Origin of the sequence: Serratia oryzae (genome assembly GCF_001976145.1) — a bacterium.
GTDB classification, from domain to species: Bacteria; Pseudomonadota; Gammaproteobacteria; order Enterobacterales; family Enterobacteriaceae; genus Chania; species Chania oryzae.
In genome coordinates this window covers 145,736-162,019 of sequence record NZ_MOXD01000009.1, presented here as the reverse complement: position 1 = coordinate 162,019, position 16,284 = coordinate 145,736, and the positions used below count along the sequence as shown (strand labels likewise).

Below are 16,284 nucleotides of genomic sequence, written 5' to 3'. Positions count from 1 at the left end.
GGCCATCGGCCTAACACCCTTCACCGAGCATTAACGCCCTCTTTCTCTTTGGGAAAGACCGGGGTGAGGAACCTTAGCTGCGGTGATATTCCCCTCACCCTAACCCTCTCACCAAGGAGAGGGAACTGGTTAGCTATTACGGATGTGGCACAAAACCTACCGCGTCATACACTTTCGCCAACGTCTCCTGCGCACGGGCGCGGGCTTTTACCGCACCATCACGCATCACCTGCTGCAAAAACGCCTCGTCATTGCGGAAATAGTGGTAACGCTCCTGCAGCTCACTCAGCATACCGGAAACCGCCTCTGCGACCGCGCCCTTCAGGTGACCATACATCTGGCCTGCAAACTCTGCTTCCAGTTGGGCAATGCTCTTGCCGGTGACGCCGGACAGGATATCCAGCAGGTTAGAAACACCCGCTTTGTTCGCCACATCGTAACGGATGACCGGCGGCTCTTCCGAGTCGGTCATGGCACGTTTGATTTTTTTGGTCACCTCGCTTGGATCTTCCAGCAGGCCGATCACGTTGTTACGGTTATCGTCCGACTTGGACATCTTCTTGGCCGGATCCTGCAGTGACATCACGCGCGCACCAGACTTGGGAATAAACGGCTCAGGAAGGGTGAACACTTCACCATACAGTGCGTTGAAACGCTGGCACACGTCGCGGCTCAGTTCCAGATGCTGTTTCTGGTCTTCCCCCACCGGCACCTGGTTGGTCTGGTACAGCAGGATATCTGCCGCCATCAGCACCGGGTAGCTGAACAGGCCAACGTTGATGTTTTCGGCATAGCGCGCTGATTTGTCTTTGAACTGGGTCATGCGGCTCAGTTCGCCGAAATAGGTATAGCAGTTGAGCACCCAGCTCAGTTGCGTATGCTCCGGCACATGCGACTGCACAAAGATAGTGCTTTTCGATGGATCGATACCACAGGCCAGGTACAGCGCCAGCGTGTCCAGCGTGGCTTTACGCAGCTTTTCTGCGTCCTGGCGCGCGGTAATCGCGTGCAGATCGACGATGCAGTAAATGCAGTCATAATCATCCTGCATTTGAACCCACTGACGCAGCGCACCCATGTAGTTGCCAATAGTCAGTTCACCAGACGGCTGCGCGCCGCTAAATACGATGGGCTTACTCATGATTACATTCCTGATTCTCTAAAGATGACAGCCCAAGAGCGGGCAACAAATCGGCAAAGCGCTCCAACACACGGTCGGGATGGCTCAGGGCGATCGCTTCACCGTAGTTATATCCATACGTCAGGCCAACGCTCGGGCAACCTGCCGCCTGTGCCGCCTGAATATCGTTGCGTGAATCACCAACGAACAACACCTCGCCAGCCCGCAGGCCAAGCTTGCCGAACACCAGATACAATGGCGCAGGATGCGGCTTTTTTGCCACCACATCATCACCACCGATAATCAGCGAGAACGTGTCGATAATACCGAGCTCAGTCAGCAACGGGGCCACAAAAGGCGTTGGCTTGTTGGTCACCAGCGCCATCGGGTAACCCTGTTCAGCCAGGCAGCAAAGGGTGGCTTTCACCTGTGGGAACAGACGGCTGCCGCTGCTCACGGTCTGCGCGTAGAAATGATCGAAACGTTCGCGCATCTGCTGGCAATGCGCTGACGTGGCGTCCACTTCCGCCCAGCGCAACGCACGTTGCACCAGCACATCCGCGCCATTCCCGATCCAGGTGCCGACTCGCGCCTCACCGGCCTGCGGCAAGCCCATTTCTGCCAGCGCCAGATCGATCGCCGCCGCCAGCCCCGGAGCACTGTCAACCAGCGTACCGTCCAGATCGAAGGCCAGGCCGCGAATGGCGCTGAAATCAGCCATGATTCACCTTCGCCAGTTCACGGCGCATGTCGTCAATCACCGCACGATAATCCGGCTGGCCAAAGATAGCGGAACCGGCGACGAACATATCGGCACCCGCTGCGGCGATCTCGGCAATGTTGTCCACCTTAACCCCACCGTCCACTTCCAGACGAATATCGAACCCGCTGTCGTCGATCAGTTTGCGCACCTGACGCAGTTTGTCAAGCGTGCTCGGGATAAACGATTGGCCACCAAAGCCAGGGTTAACCGACATCAGTAGGATCACATCGAGTTTATCCATCACATAGTCGAGATAGCTCAATGGCGTTGCCGGGTTAAAGACCAAACCGGCCTTGCAGCCATGTTCTTTGATCAGTTGGAGGGTACGGTCGACGTGCTCGGAGGCTTCAGGATGAAAAGAAATATAGGTTGCACCGGCTTTGGCGAAGTCCGGCACAATGCGATCGACCGGCTTGACCATCAGATGCACATCAATGGGGGCAGTAATGCCGTAATTACGCAGCGCTGCGCACACCATCGGCCCAATCGTCAGATTGGGAACATAGTGGTTATCCATCACGTCAAAGTGCACCACGTCACTACCGGCAGCCAGCACCTTGGCGGTGTCCTCACCTAACCGGGCAAAGTCTGCCGACAGAATGGACGGGGCAATCAAAAACTTTTTCATCCGCTTCTCCAAACGTAGGGTTCGAGTTGTTATACGCCGGGGCGCAACCCCGACTTAGCGATATAAAGCGAGAAGTTCGTTTACTTTACTGCGGCCCAGGATATTGCGGCTGATCGTCCGGCGGGCCGACACTTCAAAGAATTCAGCATGCTGATACCAGTCACGCGTCAGTTCGGTATCGTGATTGGAAATCAATACCGGTACCTGGTTTTCTACCGACAATTGATGCGCCAACTGCGCCAGCCCCTGCTGATCGGCCAGGCTGAAGCTGTTGGTATGATAAGCGGTAAAATTCGCCGTTGCCGACAGCGGCGCATAAGGCGGATCGCAATACACTACCGCACCACGCGTTGCTTTGGCCATGGTATCGCGGTAATGCTCGCAGACGAAAGTGGCATTGCGGGATTTTTCAGCAAACCAGTACAGTTCCTCTTCCGGAAAGTACGGCCTCTTATAACGTCCGAACGGTACGTTAAACTCACCGCGCAGATTATAACGGCACAGGCCGTTATAGCAGTGGCGGTTCAGATAGAGAAACAACAGTGCGCGGCGATAGGCGTCATCACTGGTATTGAACTCTTCACGCAACAGGTAAAACTGCTCCGAGAAATTGTATTCATCAGCGAAAAGCATGCGGGCATCACGCACGAAATCATCCGTACGCAGCTTAACGATGTTATACAGATTAATAAGATCGCTGTTGATGTCGGCGAGAATATAGGCGTCGTATTCCGTGTTCAAAAATACTGAACCCGCACCCACGAAGGGCTCGATTAAGCAGTCGCCCGCTGGCAGATGACGACGGATCTCGTCAACCAGCGGGTATTTTCCACCAGCCCATTTTAAAAAAGCGCGGTTTTTCTTCATGCCGTCAGTTAGCTACTTATACAATTCAGAGCGGCGGATTGTACTCTGTTTCAGACAGCACATCAGCGCACAAAATTAAATGATTTATTTTTTAAGGTCTTGTTGTACTTGATGTACAGGTCGGACCCATGGTTTCTTCGCCTGAACCTCTGCCGGTAACGTCGCAACTGCGCGCTTCGCATCCGCCGAAGAAGCATAGTTACCGCTCACCAACACGAACCACGGCTTACCGTCACGCTTGGTTTCATACACCGTAAAGTTCTGCAGATTCTGCTGTTTGGCAAACGCCTTCAACGTATCGGAACGTGAAGCACTGCTCAGCTGCAGCGTGTAATGGCTGCCCGGTGCCGAAGTGATGGAGCCCGCACTACCACTGACAACACCGCTTTTTGCCGAGGCGGGTGGCGTGTAAACCGTGGTCGTCGTTGGAGCGGGTTTCACTGACGTCACCGGTTTTGTCGCAGCGGTTTTTGCCGGTGCTTTATGCTGCTGTGCCGTTGCAGCGGTATTACTGTTGTTGTGCACCGGACGCGTGGTTTCTCTCGCACCGGCACCGCTCATTACGGTTGCTGGCGCGGTTGGTAACCCGGAAACCGGCGCATTCAGGCTCTGTGCGGCAGCATCAATCTGGCTCTGCTGCGATGACAGGACGTCTGCCATATTCCCTGGCAGCTCAACACGCTGCTGCGCACCACCCTGCGGTGGCTGCAGCTGTGCTTCGCTCGGCGTGCTGGAGATCGGGGGAACGCTGATGTTCTGCGGCTGCAGCGGTTGAGAATGACCAACGCCGTTATTATCGTTGGTGTCGGTAGTGCCCCCCGGAACACCGTTGTTGCTGGTGGTCAGTGACGAAGAGCCCGACAGGTTGATATCCCGGGCAGTTCCCTGCTGCGCAGTCTCGTGTTGGGTAGGGGCTTTCAGCGCCGAACCGATCCCCAGGATCAGCAACAGCAGAACCAAGATACCGACACCAATCATCAAATGCTGACGCGATAAGGAAAAACTCGGCCCTGTTGCTGGCCGCCGCGAACGTGAAGGACGGCGATCGCTGGCATCAGGTCTGAGATCGTCTTCCGGTTTAAACTCGTCCATCTGAAACCCTCCAACTAGAGGCAAAAGCTCACCACCCTGAATCTGGTATGGTGCGAGACTATTAACCCGATAATGGCAAAGCGACACCGCTTTTGCTTTGCACATCCATTAATCATAGATGCAAACAGCAGCTAAGCCACTGTTAGTTATTCGTATTTTTTACGCGTGTGGCGGCAGGCAATCCGCAATGGCAGCCAACACGATATCATGTGCCACACCACCGCGAACTTCCGCTTCACCGATCGCCTTCGGCAACACCAGGCGCAGCTCCCCTGCCAACACTTTCTTGTCACGCATCATGTGCGGCAGATAAGCCCCCGGTGCCATTTCCTGCGGCCCGTACACTGGCAACCCGGCACGCAGCAACAGCGCTCTGATACGCTCAATATCGCTGGTAGAAAACTGGCCCAGGCGGCGCGCGGTTTGTGCTGCCATCATCATGCCGGCAGCAACGGCCTCACCGTGTAACCATACACCGTAGCCCATTTCAGCTTCAATGGCGTGGCCGTATGTATGGCCCAGATTGAGCAACGCACGCAGACCGCTTTCGCGCTCATCGGCAGCCACCACTTCAGCCTTCAATTCACAGCAGCGACGGATGCAGTACGCCAATGCACCCATATCCAACGCCACCAGTGCATCAATATTGTTTTCCAACCAGACAAAGAAATCACCGTCGAGAATAATCCCGTACTTGATCACTTCAGCCAGGCCAGAGGAAAGTTCACGCGCCGGTAAGGTTCGCAAGCAGTCGAGATCCACCACCACCGCAGCGGGTTGGTAGAAAGCGCCGATCATATTTTTACCGAGCGGATGATTGACGGCAGTTTTGCCACCAACGGAGGAGTCCACCTGCGAAAGCAGCGTGGTAGGAACCTGGATAAAACGCACACCGCGTTGATAGCACGCGCTCGCAAAACCAGTCAGATCGCCCACCACACCACCGCCGAGGGCGATAAGCGTGGTGTCACGACCGTGTGGCTTTTCCAGCAGTGCCGAGAACACCTGCTCAAGTACGGCAAGGGATTTGTACTGTTCACCATCGGGAAGAATCACCTGATCCACCACCATACCACCTTGCTCCAGCACCTTACGGACTCGCGCCAGATACAGCGGGGCCAAGGTCTGATTGGTGACCAGCATGACCTGTTCACCCGCCTTCAGCGGCATAAAAGAAGCCGGATCGTTAAACAATCCGGCGGCTATGGTAATCGGGTAGCTACGCTCCCCAAGCGTTACGGTAAGTCTCTCCATGTCGCGCTCAGTTCTCGATGTGGTTTATCCCCGCCAACGCGGGGAATACAATCAAAATTTCCGCATTTGCCCGTAGCCAACGCGGAAACCGCAATCAGTTACCTTCCAGCATGCTAATTATCTGGTTAGCAACCACTTTAGCGCTTTGATCGTCTGTGCGGATAGTAACATCTGCAATTTCTTCGTATAACGGATTGCGCTCTTTAGCCAGCGCTTCCAGCACTTCACGCGGAGGAGAATCAACCTGCAACAGCGGACGCTTTTTGTCACGCTGGGTACGGGCCAATTGCTTCTCGATAGTGGTTTCCAAATAGACCACGACACCACGCGCCGACAGGCGGTTACGCGTTTCACGCGACTTAACCGAGCCCCCGCCGGTCGCCAGCACAATCCCCTGCTTTTCCGTCAGTTCATTAATGACTTTTTCTTCACGATCGCGGAAACCTTCTTCCCCTTCCACGTCGAATACCCAGCCCACGTCAGCTCCGGTACGTCGCTCAATTTCTTGATCGGAGTCGAAAAACTCCATATTGAGTTGCTGAGCTAACTGACGGCCAATAGTGCTTTTGCCGGCACCCATAGGCCCAACCAGAAAGATATTGCGTTTCTCTGCCATGTTTTTCGGTATTACTAAGACAATTCGTTAATGTTAACCCGCCCCGCCAATCAAATTAGCGGCGGGACCTAAACTGAAACCTCATGAGCGATAGTGCGAGATCAGACGAAAAATTATCTCAACACTCTTGGTAGTTTGGCAACCGAATAAATCGCTATTCACGCCGCAGGAGGGAAACCATACGTTTTTAACGGCGTCTTATATCCTATGGATTTCACGCGGCAGCCAACAACGCAGCCGCTTGGAAGACGCCGGGTAATACCCTAAATAATTCGAGTTACGGGAAGGCAGCAAGCGAACGAACCCTCATAGCCTACTCAGGTAGGTGACTGGGGGTGAGAAAGCATAGCCAACACACCTGCAACTTAAAGTACGACGGGTATAGCATTAAGAAAAAAACCTCGGAGCCTAATTCGGTAACCCTTGTAAGCTAAATCAGCCGCAGCGTCAAACGCAGAAACTCTCAAGGAGAGAAAAAAGTCTATCTGACCATTAACTTTTGTCTTTTCGCCAACGGTTGTGCACGGTAACTCAGACCTTGATCAACGTTGGAGTAATAAATATCACCAACTCACGCCTTTTGTGCTGCTTGCTGCTGTGTTTGAACAAGGATCCTAGCCACGGTACGTCACCAGCGCCTGGCACTTTGTTCGCACCATTCACGTTTTGCTGCTGAAATATACCACCCAATACAATGGTTTCACCGTTTTTTACCGTGACTTGAGTTTTGATTTCCTGCTTGTCGATAGCCAAAGCCTCCCCAGCCCCCTGTTTTATCGAACGACCAGGCATGTTCTGGCTGATTTGCAGTGTCAGTGTAATTCGGCCATTGGGCAGGATTTTGGGCGTGACCTCCATACCCAGCACGGCCTCTTTAAATTCTACCGAGGTCGCGCCACTGGCACCGCTCGCGACTTCATAAGGGATTTCCGTTCCCTGTTTGATACTGGCCGTTTGCTGATGTGCCGTCAGCAGGCGTGGGCTGGCAATGATTTCTACCTCATTTTCCTGTTCCAGCGCCGACAGTTCCAGATCCAGAATGCGCCCACTGATACGCGCCAGATGAAAACCAGCCGCGACGGCGTTGTTCTCTACCGGCAAACCCACGCTGAAATTATCTATCCGCAGAGGCTGCGGCGGTTTCTCATCCGCTAACAACCCCCAACGCACACCGAGCTCACGCAGATTTTCACTGCTGATGGTGACGATATGTGCCGCCAGTTGTACCTGCTCCAGCGGCGTATCCATATCTGCCACCCAGGATTTCATCTGGGTAAGCGCCGGTGCGGTATCGCGCAGTAATAACGCGTTAGTGCGCTTATCTACCACCACGCTGCCGCGCTCGGTCAGCAGTTTGCCACGCTGGCTATCCAGGCTTTGGGCAATCTCTCCGGCATCGGCATTTTGCAGTGAGATCGTCAGGTTCTCCAATGGTTGCTGCTGCGCCAGCGCCTGCTGGCGGCGCTGCTGTTCCTGTTCGTCCGGCTCCGGGAACACCAGCATCACATTACCGTCGAGGGTCATGGTCAGCTTCCCCATGCGCAATACGACCGCCAACGCCTGTCGCCAGGGGACATTCTCCAGCCGCAAGGTCAGATTGCCATCCACGCCCTCGGCGGCAACCAGGTTTAACTGCTGATATTCCGCCAAAGCCTGTAACACCAGGCTGACCGGTGTGTCATGAAACTCCAAAGAGATCGGTTTTTCCTGCTGCACATTCCCTACCACCATGAAGGGCACCGCCAGCAGTAATCCCGCGAGCCAACGACATTTTTTCATTCCCATTTCCCTAGGGTTTACCCAACCGCAACACAATGTTGCTCTTCGCTGGAGAACAAACGCGCTCCATGTCCACTTCACTGAGTTCAAGTTGCCGCTCGTTGATCTGTAGCACCTGCCAAAGCCCGTCCAACAACGTCTGCTGCGGTTGCAGCCTGAACCACTGCCCTTGCGGCGTCATCAGCCAACCATGGCGCAAACCGGGCTCACCAATTGTGCCTTTTAGCTGCCAGTCTGCCGGAGAAACCACCGGTGAAAGACAAGACGCCGTCAAAGGTTGCTGAAACGGATCGCGATCTTGAGCAGCCCAGACCGGGTTGGCAAACATCAGCCACAGCCAATATTTCCGCCTCATTCGTGCCTCTCTTCAGGTGAGAGCAAAATCAGTTGGGTAATCAACCCTGCCGTTTGCTTTTCGACCGCCATCTGGCCAATACGCTGCGAGGGCGATACCCCTTCCAGCAAGTGCAAAAGCCCGCGAAAATCCACCTGCAGCTTCACAACTTGCTGGGCGGGTTGATCCTGCTGTTGCCAACGTAGCAATACACCACCTGCCTGATAAAGCCTGCTGGCAAAGCTCTCCGGTTCCGCGGGCAGCGCCAAAACTCGCCCCTGCAGTTGCCGCTCCAATTCCCCCAGCGCCGGCAAGCGCGCCAATTGTTGCTGGCGCTCGGAAATCTGTGCCTCTAACTGCTGCCGCTGCGCCTGCCACTGCTCACGCTGTTGCCATTCGCCATAGACCAGCAACGCGCCGATCGGCAACACCAACCCCATCAGGAGCAGCCATTGCACCACCAGCAGTTGCCAAGCTGGCCGGTAAAGCCAAGGCCTGATCCAATCCGGCAGCGGTTTATCCATCTTTTTTCCCCCAGCGGGCTGTCAGGGTGAAAGCCAACATGCCGTCTTTATGCTGGACCACCTCCGCCAGGCGGTGATTTTCCAACAAAGGCAAGGCCGCCAAGCGCTGCGTAAACAGGGCGATCGCGGCGTACTGCCGGCCAAAACCACGCAACGCAATGCCCTGCGCATTCTCTTCCAGCGCCGTCAGCCATAGTTCGTCGGGTATTAACGCCGAGAGTTGCTGCAGTAAAGACCGGTAACGCCGGTTATGTGCTTCATTCTGCTGGCGACGATTTTCTGCCTCGGCCAGGCGCGCCAGCGTTGCCATCACCTGCTGCGTCTGCTGGAGCTGCCCCGTCAGCACCTGGTGTTGCTGTGTCAGCCTCTGCACCGCACTCTGCTGTTGCCCCTGCTGATAACGCAATAGGAAGCAAGCCGTGGTCAGGAGCACCAAAACAACCAACAGTTGCATGCTGAAGGCTCGCAACCAGAAACCATAGCGTTGCCGTTGTGCCCTGATGCGCCAGGGCAAAAGATTAACCTGATACATCAGCGATCCTCGCGGCGTAACGCCAGCCCACCCGCCAGAACAAAAGCCGTAGGCTGCGCGGGTAACGGTGGGTGCAACTGGCTGAAGGCGGTGAAGGGTGACCAAGAACTGACGCCTGCGGGCAAAGGCTCATCCAAGACGCTGCTGTAATACACCTCTTTCTCACCCAATCCCGGGCAGGCCGCTCGCATGGCGGCCAGTGCCTGTTGCACGCAACCTGTTTCACTGACCGGCAGTACGCCGTAGGCAAAAGGCATACTGCGCGGTGCCACCCACAGCCACTCCTGTTCCAGACGATGCAGCAGGCCAGCATCACGCGTCAGGCCGGCAAAGGCCGCCATGGAACACAACGCGCTGGGAGTAATATCAACAACCTGCGGCTGGAGATTGGCTTGCTGCAGGCAGTGCAGCCACTGCTGCAGTTCCTGCTGACGGGCGGCGGTGAGCAGCAGTTGATTGGTATTGGACGGCGCGATGCGGTAATCCATCGCCAGCGTCTGGCTGTCGAGCGGGAACTGTTTCAGCCCTTGGGCCGTGATGTAGTCATGGCGAACCGGTTCCCGCAGGCGATAATCCGGCGACGGTAAACTGTGCTGTAACACCCGCTGCGCTGGCAAAGCAATGCGTAAGGAAATATGTCTTGGTAACCGAATACGCCACTGCTTTAGTAGGGTAATCAGTATTTCAGAATTTTCCATATAACCATCGCGCAGCACCGGCTGCGGCAGCGCCTGTTGCCACCAATAACGCAGTTGCCAGCCACTACGGCGATGCTGCGCCGCCAGTGCCCTCACGCAGTGACTTTGTATATCCAAGCCTACCTGCCATGTTTGAGAGAACATATTTCACCCCACTTCCGTATCGTCAGATGACAAAAGAACATATCCATGTCGCAGGCTTGCCTTTATACTACCGCGCGGTTGTTTATAAACTGCCCAAATGACATGAAATGGGAAATCTCAGGTGAAGTTCGTAAAGTATTTTCTAATCCTTGCAGTGTGTTGCATCTTGCTGGGAGCAGCCTCGATTTTTGGCTTGTACAAATATGTCGAGCCACAACTGCCCGACGTCGCAACGCTGAAAGACGTGCGGCTGCAAATTCCGATGCAGGTTTACAGCGCCGATGGCGAACTGATCGCTCAATTCGGTGAAAAACGGCGTATTCCTCTCAAGCTGGAACAAATTCCACCGGTGATGACGCACGCCTTCATCGCAACGGAAGACAGCCGTTTCTATGAACACCACGGTATTGATCCGGTGGGTATCTTCCGTGCTGCATCTGTCGCCCTGGTTTCTGGCCGTGCGTCGCAAGGTGCCAGCACCATCACCCAACAGTTGGCAAGAAACTTCTTCTTGAGCCCAGAACGCACCCTGATGCGTAAAATCAAGGAAGTTTTCCTGGCGATACGCATCGAGCAGATGCTGTCCAAAGACGAAATTCTTGAGCTGTATCTCAACAAGATCTACCTGGGCTACCGCGCTTACGGCGTCGGGGCGGCCGCGCAGGTTTACTTCGGCAAAGATGTCAGCCAGCTCAGCTTAAGCGAGATGGCGACCATTGCCGGCCTGCCGAAAGCACCGTCGACCTTCAACCCGCTGTATTCGCACGATCGTGCCGTGGCGCGCCGCAACGTCGTGCTGTCGCGTATGCTCGATGAGCATTACATCACGCAGGCGCAATACGATCAGGCCCGTAATGAGGAACTGGTCGCTCACTACCATGCGCCGGAAATCAGCTTCTCTGCGCCCTATCTTGCCGAGATGGTACGTCAGGAGATGATCACGCGTTATGGTGAGAACGCCTATACCGACGGCTACAAGGTTTACACCACCATCACCAAGAAGCTGCAGTTGGCAGCGCAGGACGCGGTGCGTAACAACGTTCTGGACTATGACATGCGCCACGGTTACCGCGGCCCGTCGAACGTGCTGTGGAAAGTGGGTGAAGCCGCCTGGGATCAGAAACAGATTGTTGATTCCCTGAAAAACCTGCCGAGCTACGGCCCGCTGGTTCCTGCGGTGATTACCCAGGCCGATGCCAACCAGGCCATGGCGATGCTGGGTGATGGCAGCAACGTTACGTTGCCGATGTCTGGTATGCGCTGGGCACGCCCGTTCAAAACAGATACCCAGCAGGGCCCAACGCCGAAACGCGTCACCGATGTGGTTCAGGCGGGCCAGCAGGTGTGGGTGCGCAAAGTGAATGACAACTGGTGGCTGTCTCAGGTTCCAGATGTCAACTCGGCGCTGGTATCCATCGATCCCAACAACGGTGCCATCAAGGCGCTGGTCGGTGGTTTCGATTTCAACCAGAGCAAGTTCAATCGCGTGACTCAGGCGCTGCGCCAGGTCGGTTCCAACATCAAGCCCTTCCTGTACACCGCGGCGATGGATAAGGGTCTGACGCTGGCCACCATTCTCAACGATCTGCCGATTGCTCGCTGGGATGCCGGTGCCGGAACAGATTGGCGGCCAAAAAACTCACCGCCAACCTATGACGGCCCGATCCGGCTGCGCCAAGGTCTGGGGCAATCGAAGAACGTGGTGATGGTGCGTGCCATGCGCGCGATGGGCGTTGATTATGCAGCGGAATATCTGCAACGCTTTGGTTTCCCGGCACAGAACATCGTGCATTCGGAATCCCTGGCGTTAGGTTCTGCCTCCTTTACGCCTCTGCAGGTCGTGCGTGGCTACTCGGTGCTGGCGAATGGCGGCTATCTGGTCGACCCTTACTTCATCACCAAGATTGAAGACGACAGCGGCAAAGCCCTGTTTGAAACCAAGCCGAAAGTGGTATGTGAAAGCTGCAACCTGCCGGTGATCTATGGCGATACGCAACGTTCGGCGATGCTTTCTGATGATAACGTTGAAAACGTGGCAGTATCGCAGGAAAACAGTAACGCCACTGTGCCAATGCCTCAGTTGGAGCAGGTAACGCCAACCCAGGTACAGCAGGATAACGAGCAGCAATATGCGCCGCACGTTATCAGCACGCCTCTGGCATTCCTGATGCGCGATGCGCTGAATAGCAACATCTTCGGCGAACCAGGCTGGATGGGGACCGGCTGGCGTGCCGGGCGCGATCTGAAGCGCCGTGATATCGGTGGCAAAACCGGGACCACTAACAGTTCAAAAGATGCCTGGTTCTCCGGCTACGGCCCGAATACCGTAACGTCGGTCTGGATCGGTTTTGACGATCATCGTCGCGATCTGGGGCGTGCAACCGCTTCTGGCGCTATTGAGGATCAGATCTCTGGCGGCGAAGGCGGTGCAAAGAGTGCGCAACCGGCGTGGGATGACTTTATGAAAGTGGCACTGGAAGGTATACCTGAGCAGAAAGTCACACCACCACCGGGCATTGTCAGCGTAACCATCGACAAGAGCACCGGCAAGCTGTCCAACGGTGGTAGTGGCAGCCGCTCCGAGTATTTTATCGACGGCACTCAGCCAACAACATTCTCGGTACATGACGCCGGTACCACCTTGACGGACCCTGGCGGCGAAAGCCACGAGCTGTTCTAAAAACGACAATGGCCAGAGCGATCTGGCCATTTTTTTAGCAGGAAATCATCTGGGTAACGTTAACGCGAATTACGCAGAAAAGCCTCAGCCAGGAACAGCGCGCTGACGTTACGGGCCTCGCGGAAATCCTCCTCTTCCAGTAACGCCATCATGTTGGCAATCGGCCAGCGCACCTGTGGTAGCGGCTCCGGTTCATCCCCTTCCAGGCTTTGCGGGTAGAGATCGTGCGCCAGCACGATATTCATCTGGCTAGAAAAGTAAGAGGGAGCCATCGTCAGTTTGCCAAGGAAATCAAAGCGGCGCGCACCAAAACCCACCTCCTCCATCAATTCACGGTTAGCCGCTTCCAGCACGCCCTCCCCAAGATCGATCAGGCCTTTCGGGAAGCCCAGCTCGTAAGATTCGGTACCCACCGCATATTCGTGGATCAGCAAGAGATCGTCCCCCACGACGGGCACAATCATCACCGCCTCACGCTCTGAAGGCCGCATACGTTCATAAACCCGCCGAACACCGTTACTGAACTCCAGATCGACTGATTCGACGTTGAATAAACGCGAGCGGGCGACCGTTTCTACTTTCAGAATTTTAGGTTTTTGCAGGTGTTTATGCATGATTGCCTCAAATGGATTACCTGCTCAACAAGCCGATAACCAGGATAATGATGTGCGCACGCCATTCAGTTCAGGTGCTTAAATTCGATCTTGATCACATTGTGCGTTAATGAGAACCTTTGTCGCAACGAACTTCAGCACTAATTTACTTTTTTTTAACAAGCGTAGCCAGCATGAAGCCATTTGCCCAAAAAACTCACTAAAAACGGCATAATAAAATAGGATAAAGCCGATATCAGGTCTGTAGATGCGTTGCTATCATCTATTATCAGTCGTCAAGTTATACGGCACATCCCCTGCGGATAATCTGAATTGTGCATATGTCCGAAATAACTGATATTGCAGCCGTAGCAATCGCTCTCGTGACTGTAATTTACGTTATGAAAGCTATCTCCTTTGGAAGTTAGTTCCGTATAATAGGCAAGCAGTCTATGAGGTTGGCAGGTTTATGGGTTCACGATGAGGGCAGCATGAGCACAATAGTATTAATATTGGTCTTGGTGCTAGCTTGCCTGATTACTGCTGGCCTCTGTTTCTGGCTTAAATTCCGCACACAGCCAGTACTGGCGCGTTCCCTACCCTTTATCAAACCAACGCACCGTAAGCTGACCGCAGATGAACGTGCGGCAGTTGAATATTATCTCAATCAACAAAACAGGCCCGGTAACAAGTTTTTGCCCGTTTCCCCAGCGCTGTCTTCCCCCAGGTTGGTGCTCACGCCACAGAGTGAGCATGTTTACCCCATTACTCATGCCATTACTCGTTATGGGCTAGCTAGTGATGAGCCCAATAACTGGCGCTATTATCTTGATTCTGAAGAAATACATTTACCGCCTTTCTGGGAGCAATACATCAGTGCTGACAATCATGTGGAAGTAATCAAAACACAGACGTTACCCCTGGTTATCTCACTCAATGGCCATTCGCTGCTTGATCATATTCACGATCGTGCGCATCCTCCCGCTGTCAGTGCAACACCCGCCCAGAATGCTTCTATCCGCCAGGAGGAGAACGAGCATATTGAGTTAGTTAACATCCGCAAGGAAACACCCGAGGAACATGCGCTTCATCGCCCAAACGGTATCAAGGAGGCTGCGGCTATTTCCGTCGCCCTATTGCTGCTGTTTCTCAGCCTGATCAGCCCCGTGATAGTCATCCCCTGGATGATCTTTGTTGCCGTACTGATGATCGTCTGGGGCTGTTGGAAGCTGCTGCGCCATCCGACCGAAAGCGAGTTGAAAGAAGTCCACTGCCTACGCGGCACGCCAAAACGCTGGGGATTGTTCGACGAAGCCGATCAGGGGCAAATCAGCAATATCTCTCTGGGAGTGATCGATCTGACCTATCCCCCACACTGGCAGCCTTACCTCACGTCAGATTTGGGGAAAGTCACCAACGTGGATATCTACCTCAACCGGCAAGTGGTACGCCAAGGGCGCTATCTTTCCTTGCATGACGAGGTAAAGAATTTCCCTTTGCAGCAATGGGGTAAGCACGCCGTGCTAGCCGCCAGTGCCCTGGTAACGCTGGTCCTATTACTGGCCTACGTTCCCCTCAGCCTGCCGGTTAAATTGAGCAGCGCCTGGCTGCAAGGTGCGCAGAATGCCAATGTCACCAACGTTCAGACGCTGGAGGCCATACCGCTGCGCATTGGCGACACCCTCAAGATTCAGGGCTCCGGTATGTGCTATGTCCCCCCCGCCAACGGGAACACCAACGCCGTAGTGCCAGGCTTTATGCCTTTTGACTGCTCAGGGATCTACTGGAACACCGCAGCGCCGTTACCACAGCCGGAGTCGGAGGTGATCGACAAGGCTGCCGCCCTGCTGGCTACGATTAACCGCCAGTTGCACCCTAGTGGAACCGATCAGAAGCTGAACCCGCAGTTGGCCAGCGCCATTGAAAAATCCGGCATGATCCTGCTGGATGACTTCTCAGACATTGTGCTGAAAACTCAGGATCTTTGTGGCTCAGAAAGCGACTGTGTACGCTTGAAAAACGCGCTGGTCAATCTCGGCAATGCCAAAAACTGGACCAGCCTGGTGAAGCGGGCCAAATCAGGCACTCTGCAGGGCGTTAACGTCCTGTTGCGGCCAGTAAGCGCAGAGTCGCTGGAAAGCCTCAGCAACGCGGCCGCATCGTCGTTCGTCACCCATGAAACCCGCTTGGCCACTGATGCACTTAACAGCCCGCCACCGGGGGGATTCTTGATCACCAGCGATGAAGGTAAGCAGTTGGTCGATCACCCGCTGCCAACCCGACCGCTGGCCGAGTACAATGCGCTCGACCAATGGAACGAGCTGCAACGTCTCTCCAGACTGTTACTGAATACCCCGTTCCGTGCTCAGGGCGTAATCACCAATATTGCCGTTGATGCCAATGGCACCCGTCATATTGCCTTACACAGCGAGCCCGATATCATCACCCTGTGGCGTTACCTGGGCACCAGCTTGCTGCTGCTGGCATTGGTGGCCAGCCTTGGCTATAACACCTGGCGGCTGGTGCAGCGTTGGCGCAAGAGCCAACATCGTCTTGCCGACATCCAGCGCTACTATGAAAGCTGCTTTAACCCTCAGCTCACTCCGGTACCGATACGCCCCGTGGCCTAGTTCCGCTATTGCACGTGCATACCCAGACTC

General features: G+C 54.8%; 15 protein-coding genes. 2 read left to right on the top strand and 13 right to left on the bottom strand.

Features of this window, described 5'->3' with window-relative positions; genetic code table 11:
* Positions 1 to 136: 136 nt before the first annotated feature.
* The 12 genes from trpS to pilM form a co-directional block, all read right to left on the bottom strand.
* Positions 137 to 1,141 (bottom strand): tryptophan--tRNA ligase, encoded by a 1,005-nt coding sequence (trpS, locus tag BMI79_RS16645; RefSeq protein ID WP_076943240.1) that lies wholly within the window; start codon positions 1,139 to 1,141, stop codon positions 137 to 139.
* Positions 1,134 to 1,841 carry a phosphoglycolate phosphatase gene (locus tag BMI79_RS16640; RefSeq protein WP_076943239.1) on the bottom strand — a complete coding sequence of 236 codons (708 nt, stop codon included), beginning with the start codon at positions 1,839 to 1,841 and terminating at the stop codon, positions 1,134 to 1,136. The genes trpS and BMI79_RS16640 overlap by 8 nt, the downstream gene beginning before the upstream one ends.
* On the bottom strand, positions 1,834 to 2,511 hold the full coding sequence (gene rpe, locus BMI79_RS16635; protein ID WP_076943238.1) for a ribulose-phosphate 3-epimerase: 678 nt from the start codon (positions 2,509 to 2,511) through the stop codon (positions 1,834 to 1,836). The genes BMI79_RS16640 and rpe overlap by 8 nt, the downstream gene beginning before the upstream one ends.
* A gap of 54 nt (positions 2,512 to 2,565) precedes the next feature.
* Complete coding sequence (gene dam, locus BMI79_RS16630; RefSeq protein WP_076943237.1) at positions 2,566 to 3,378, bottom strand: adenine-specific DNA-methyltransferase; 813 nt, start codon at positions 3,376 to 3,378, stop codon at positions 2,566 to 2,568.
* An 84-nt stretch (positions 3,379 to 3,462) separates the two neighbouring features.
* Entirely contained in the window at positions 3,463 to 4,470 is a 1,008-nt protein-coding gene (locus BMI79_RS16625; RefSeq protein WP_076943236.1) for an SPOR domain-containing protein, read from the bottom strand.
* Positions 4,471 to 4,629: 159 nt separating this feature from the next.
* Positions 4,630 to 5,724 carry a 3-dehydroquinate synthase gene (gene aroB / locus BMI79_RS16620; protein ID WP_076943235.1) on the bottom strand — a complete coding sequence of 365 codons (1,095 nt, stop codon included), beginning with the start codon at positions 5,722 to 5,724 and terminating at the stop codon, positions 4,630 to 4,632.
* Positions 5,725 to 5,818: 94 nt separating this feature from the next.
* Entirely contained in the window at positions 5,819 to 6,340 is a 522-nt protein-coding gene (gene aroK, locus BMI79_RS16615; RefSeq protein ID WP_076943234.1) for a shikimate kinase AroK, read from the bottom strand.
* 531 nt (positions 6,341 to 6,871) lie between these two features.
* Positions 6,872 to 8,119 (bottom strand): DNA uptake porin HofQ, encoded by a 1,248-nt coding sequence (gene hofQ / locus BMI79_RS16610; protein ID WP_076943233.1) that lies wholly within the window; start codon positions 8,117 to 8,119, stop codon positions 6,872 to 6,874.
* Positions 8,120 to 8,129: 10 nt separating this feature from the next.
* Complete coding sequence (locus BMI79_RS16605; RefSeq protein ID WP_076943232.1) at positions 8,130 to 8,474, bottom strand: DNA utilization family protein; 345 nt, start codon at positions 8,472 to 8,474, stop codon at positions 8,130 to 8,132.
* Complete coding sequence (locus tag BMI79_RS16600; RefSeq protein WP_076943231.1) at positions 8,471 to 8,977, bottom strand: hypothetical protein; 507 nt, start codon at positions 8,975 to 8,977, stop codon at positions 8,471 to 8,473. Before BMI79_RS16600 ends, BMI79_RS16605 begins: the two co-directional genes overlap by 4 nt.
* On the bottom strand, positions 8,970 to 9,509 hold the full coding sequence (locus tag BMI79_RS16595) for a PilN domain-containing protein (protein WP_076943230.1): 540 nt from the start codon (positions 9,507 to 9,509) through the stop codon (positions 8,970 to 8,972). The genes BMI79_RS16600 and BMI79_RS16595 overlap by 8 nt, the downstream gene beginning before the upstream one ends.
* Positions 9,509 to 10,351 carry a type IV pilus biogenesis protein PilM gene (gene pilM, locus BMI79_RS16590; RefSeq protein ID WP_076943229.1) on the bottom strand — a complete coding sequence of 281 codons (843 nt, stop codon included), beginning with the start codon at positions 10,349 to 10,351 and terminating at the stop codon, positions 9,509 to 9,511. Before pilM ends, BMI79_RS16595 begins: the two co-directional genes overlap by 1 nt.
* A gap of 121 nt (positions 10,352 to 10,472) precedes the next feature.
* Between pilM and mrcA the strand changes: the two genes are divergently transcribed.
* Positions 10,473 to 13,031, top strand: coding sequence for a peptidoglycan glycosyltransferase/peptidoglycan DD-transpeptidase MrcA (mrcA, locus tag BMI79_RS16585; RefSeq protein ID WP_076943228.1), 2,559 nt, complete (start codon positions 10,473 to 10,475; stop codon positions 13,029 to 13,031).
* A gap of 59 nt (positions 13,032 to 13,090) precedes the next feature.
* Here the strand turns inward: mrcA and nudE are convergent, their stop codons facing one another.
* Positions 13,091 to 13,645, bottom strand: a complete 555-nt coding sequence (gene nudE, locus BMI79_RS16580; protein ID WP_076943227.1) for an ADP compounds hydrolase NudE — start codon at positions 13,643 to 13,645, stop codon at positions 13,091 to 13,093.
* 470 nt (positions 13,646 to 14,115) lie between these two features.
* Between nudE and BMI79_RS16575 the strand changes: the two genes are divergently transcribed.
* The gene (locus BMI79_RS16575) at positions 14,116 to 16,254 is read left to right on the top strand and encodes an intracellular growth attenuator family protein (protein WP_076943302.1); all 2,139 of its coding nucleotides are present in this window, start codon (positions 14,116 to 14,118) and stop codon (positions 16,252 to 16,254) included.
* Positions 16,255 to 16,284 lie beyond the last annotated feature (30 nt).

Bases quoted from the DNA above. Each gene is read 5' to 3' on its own strand.
- trpS (WP_076943240.1), bottom strand. From the start codon at position 1,141: ATGAGTAAGCCCATCGTATTTAGCGGCGCGCAGCCGTCTGGTGAACTG.
- BMI79_RS16640 (WP_076943239.1), bottom strand. From the start codon at position 1,841: ATGGCTGATTTCAGCGCCATTCGCGGCCTGGCCTTCGATCTGGACGGT.
- rpe (WP_076943238.1), bottom strand. From the start codon at position 2,511: ATGAAAAAGTTTTTGATTGCCCCGTCCATTCTGTCGGCAGACTTTGCC.
- dam (WP_076943237.1), bottom strand. From the start codon at position 3,378: ATGAAGAAAAACCGCGCTTTTTTAAAATGGGCTGGTGGAAAATACCCG.
- BMI79_RS16625 (WP_076943236.1), bottom strand. From the start codon at position 4,470: ATGGACGAGTTTAAACCGGAAGACGATCTCAGACCTGATGCCAGCGAT.
- aroB (WP_076943235.1), bottom strand. From the start codon at position 5,724: ATGGAGAGACTTACCGTAACGCTTGGGGAGCGTAGCTACCCGATTACC.
- aroK (WP_076943234.1), bottom strand. From the start codon at position 6,340: ATGGCAGAGAAACGCAATATCTTTCTGGTTGGGCCTATGGGTGCCGGC.
- hofQ (WP_076943233.1), bottom strand. From the start codon at position 8,119: ATGAAAAAATGTCGTTGGCTCGCGGGATTACTGCTGGCGGTGCCCTTC.
- BMI79_RS16605 (WP_076943232.1), bottom strand. From the start codon at position 8,474: ATGAGGCGGAAATATTGGCTGTGGCTGATGTTTGCCAACCCGGTCTGG.
- BMI79_RS16600 (WP_076943231.1), bottom strand. From the start codon at position 8,977: ATGGATAAACCGCTGCCGGATTGGATCAGGCCTTGGCTTTACCGGCCA.
- BMI79_RS16595 (WP_076943230.1), bottom strand. From the start codon at position 9,509: ATGTATCAGGTTAATCTTTTGCCCTGGCGCATCAGGGCACAACGGCAA.
- pilM (WP_076943229.1), bottom strand. From the start codon at position 10,351: ATGTTCTCTCAAACATGGCAGGTAGGCTTGGATATACAAAGTCACTGC.
- nudE (WP_076943227.1), bottom strand. From the start codon at position 13,645: ATGCATAAACACCTGCAAAAACCTAAAATTCTGAAAGTAGAAACGGTC.
- BMI79_RS16575 (WP_076943302.1), top strand. From the start codon at position 14,116: ATGAGCACAATAGTATTAATATTGGTCTTGGTGCTAGCTTGCCTGATT.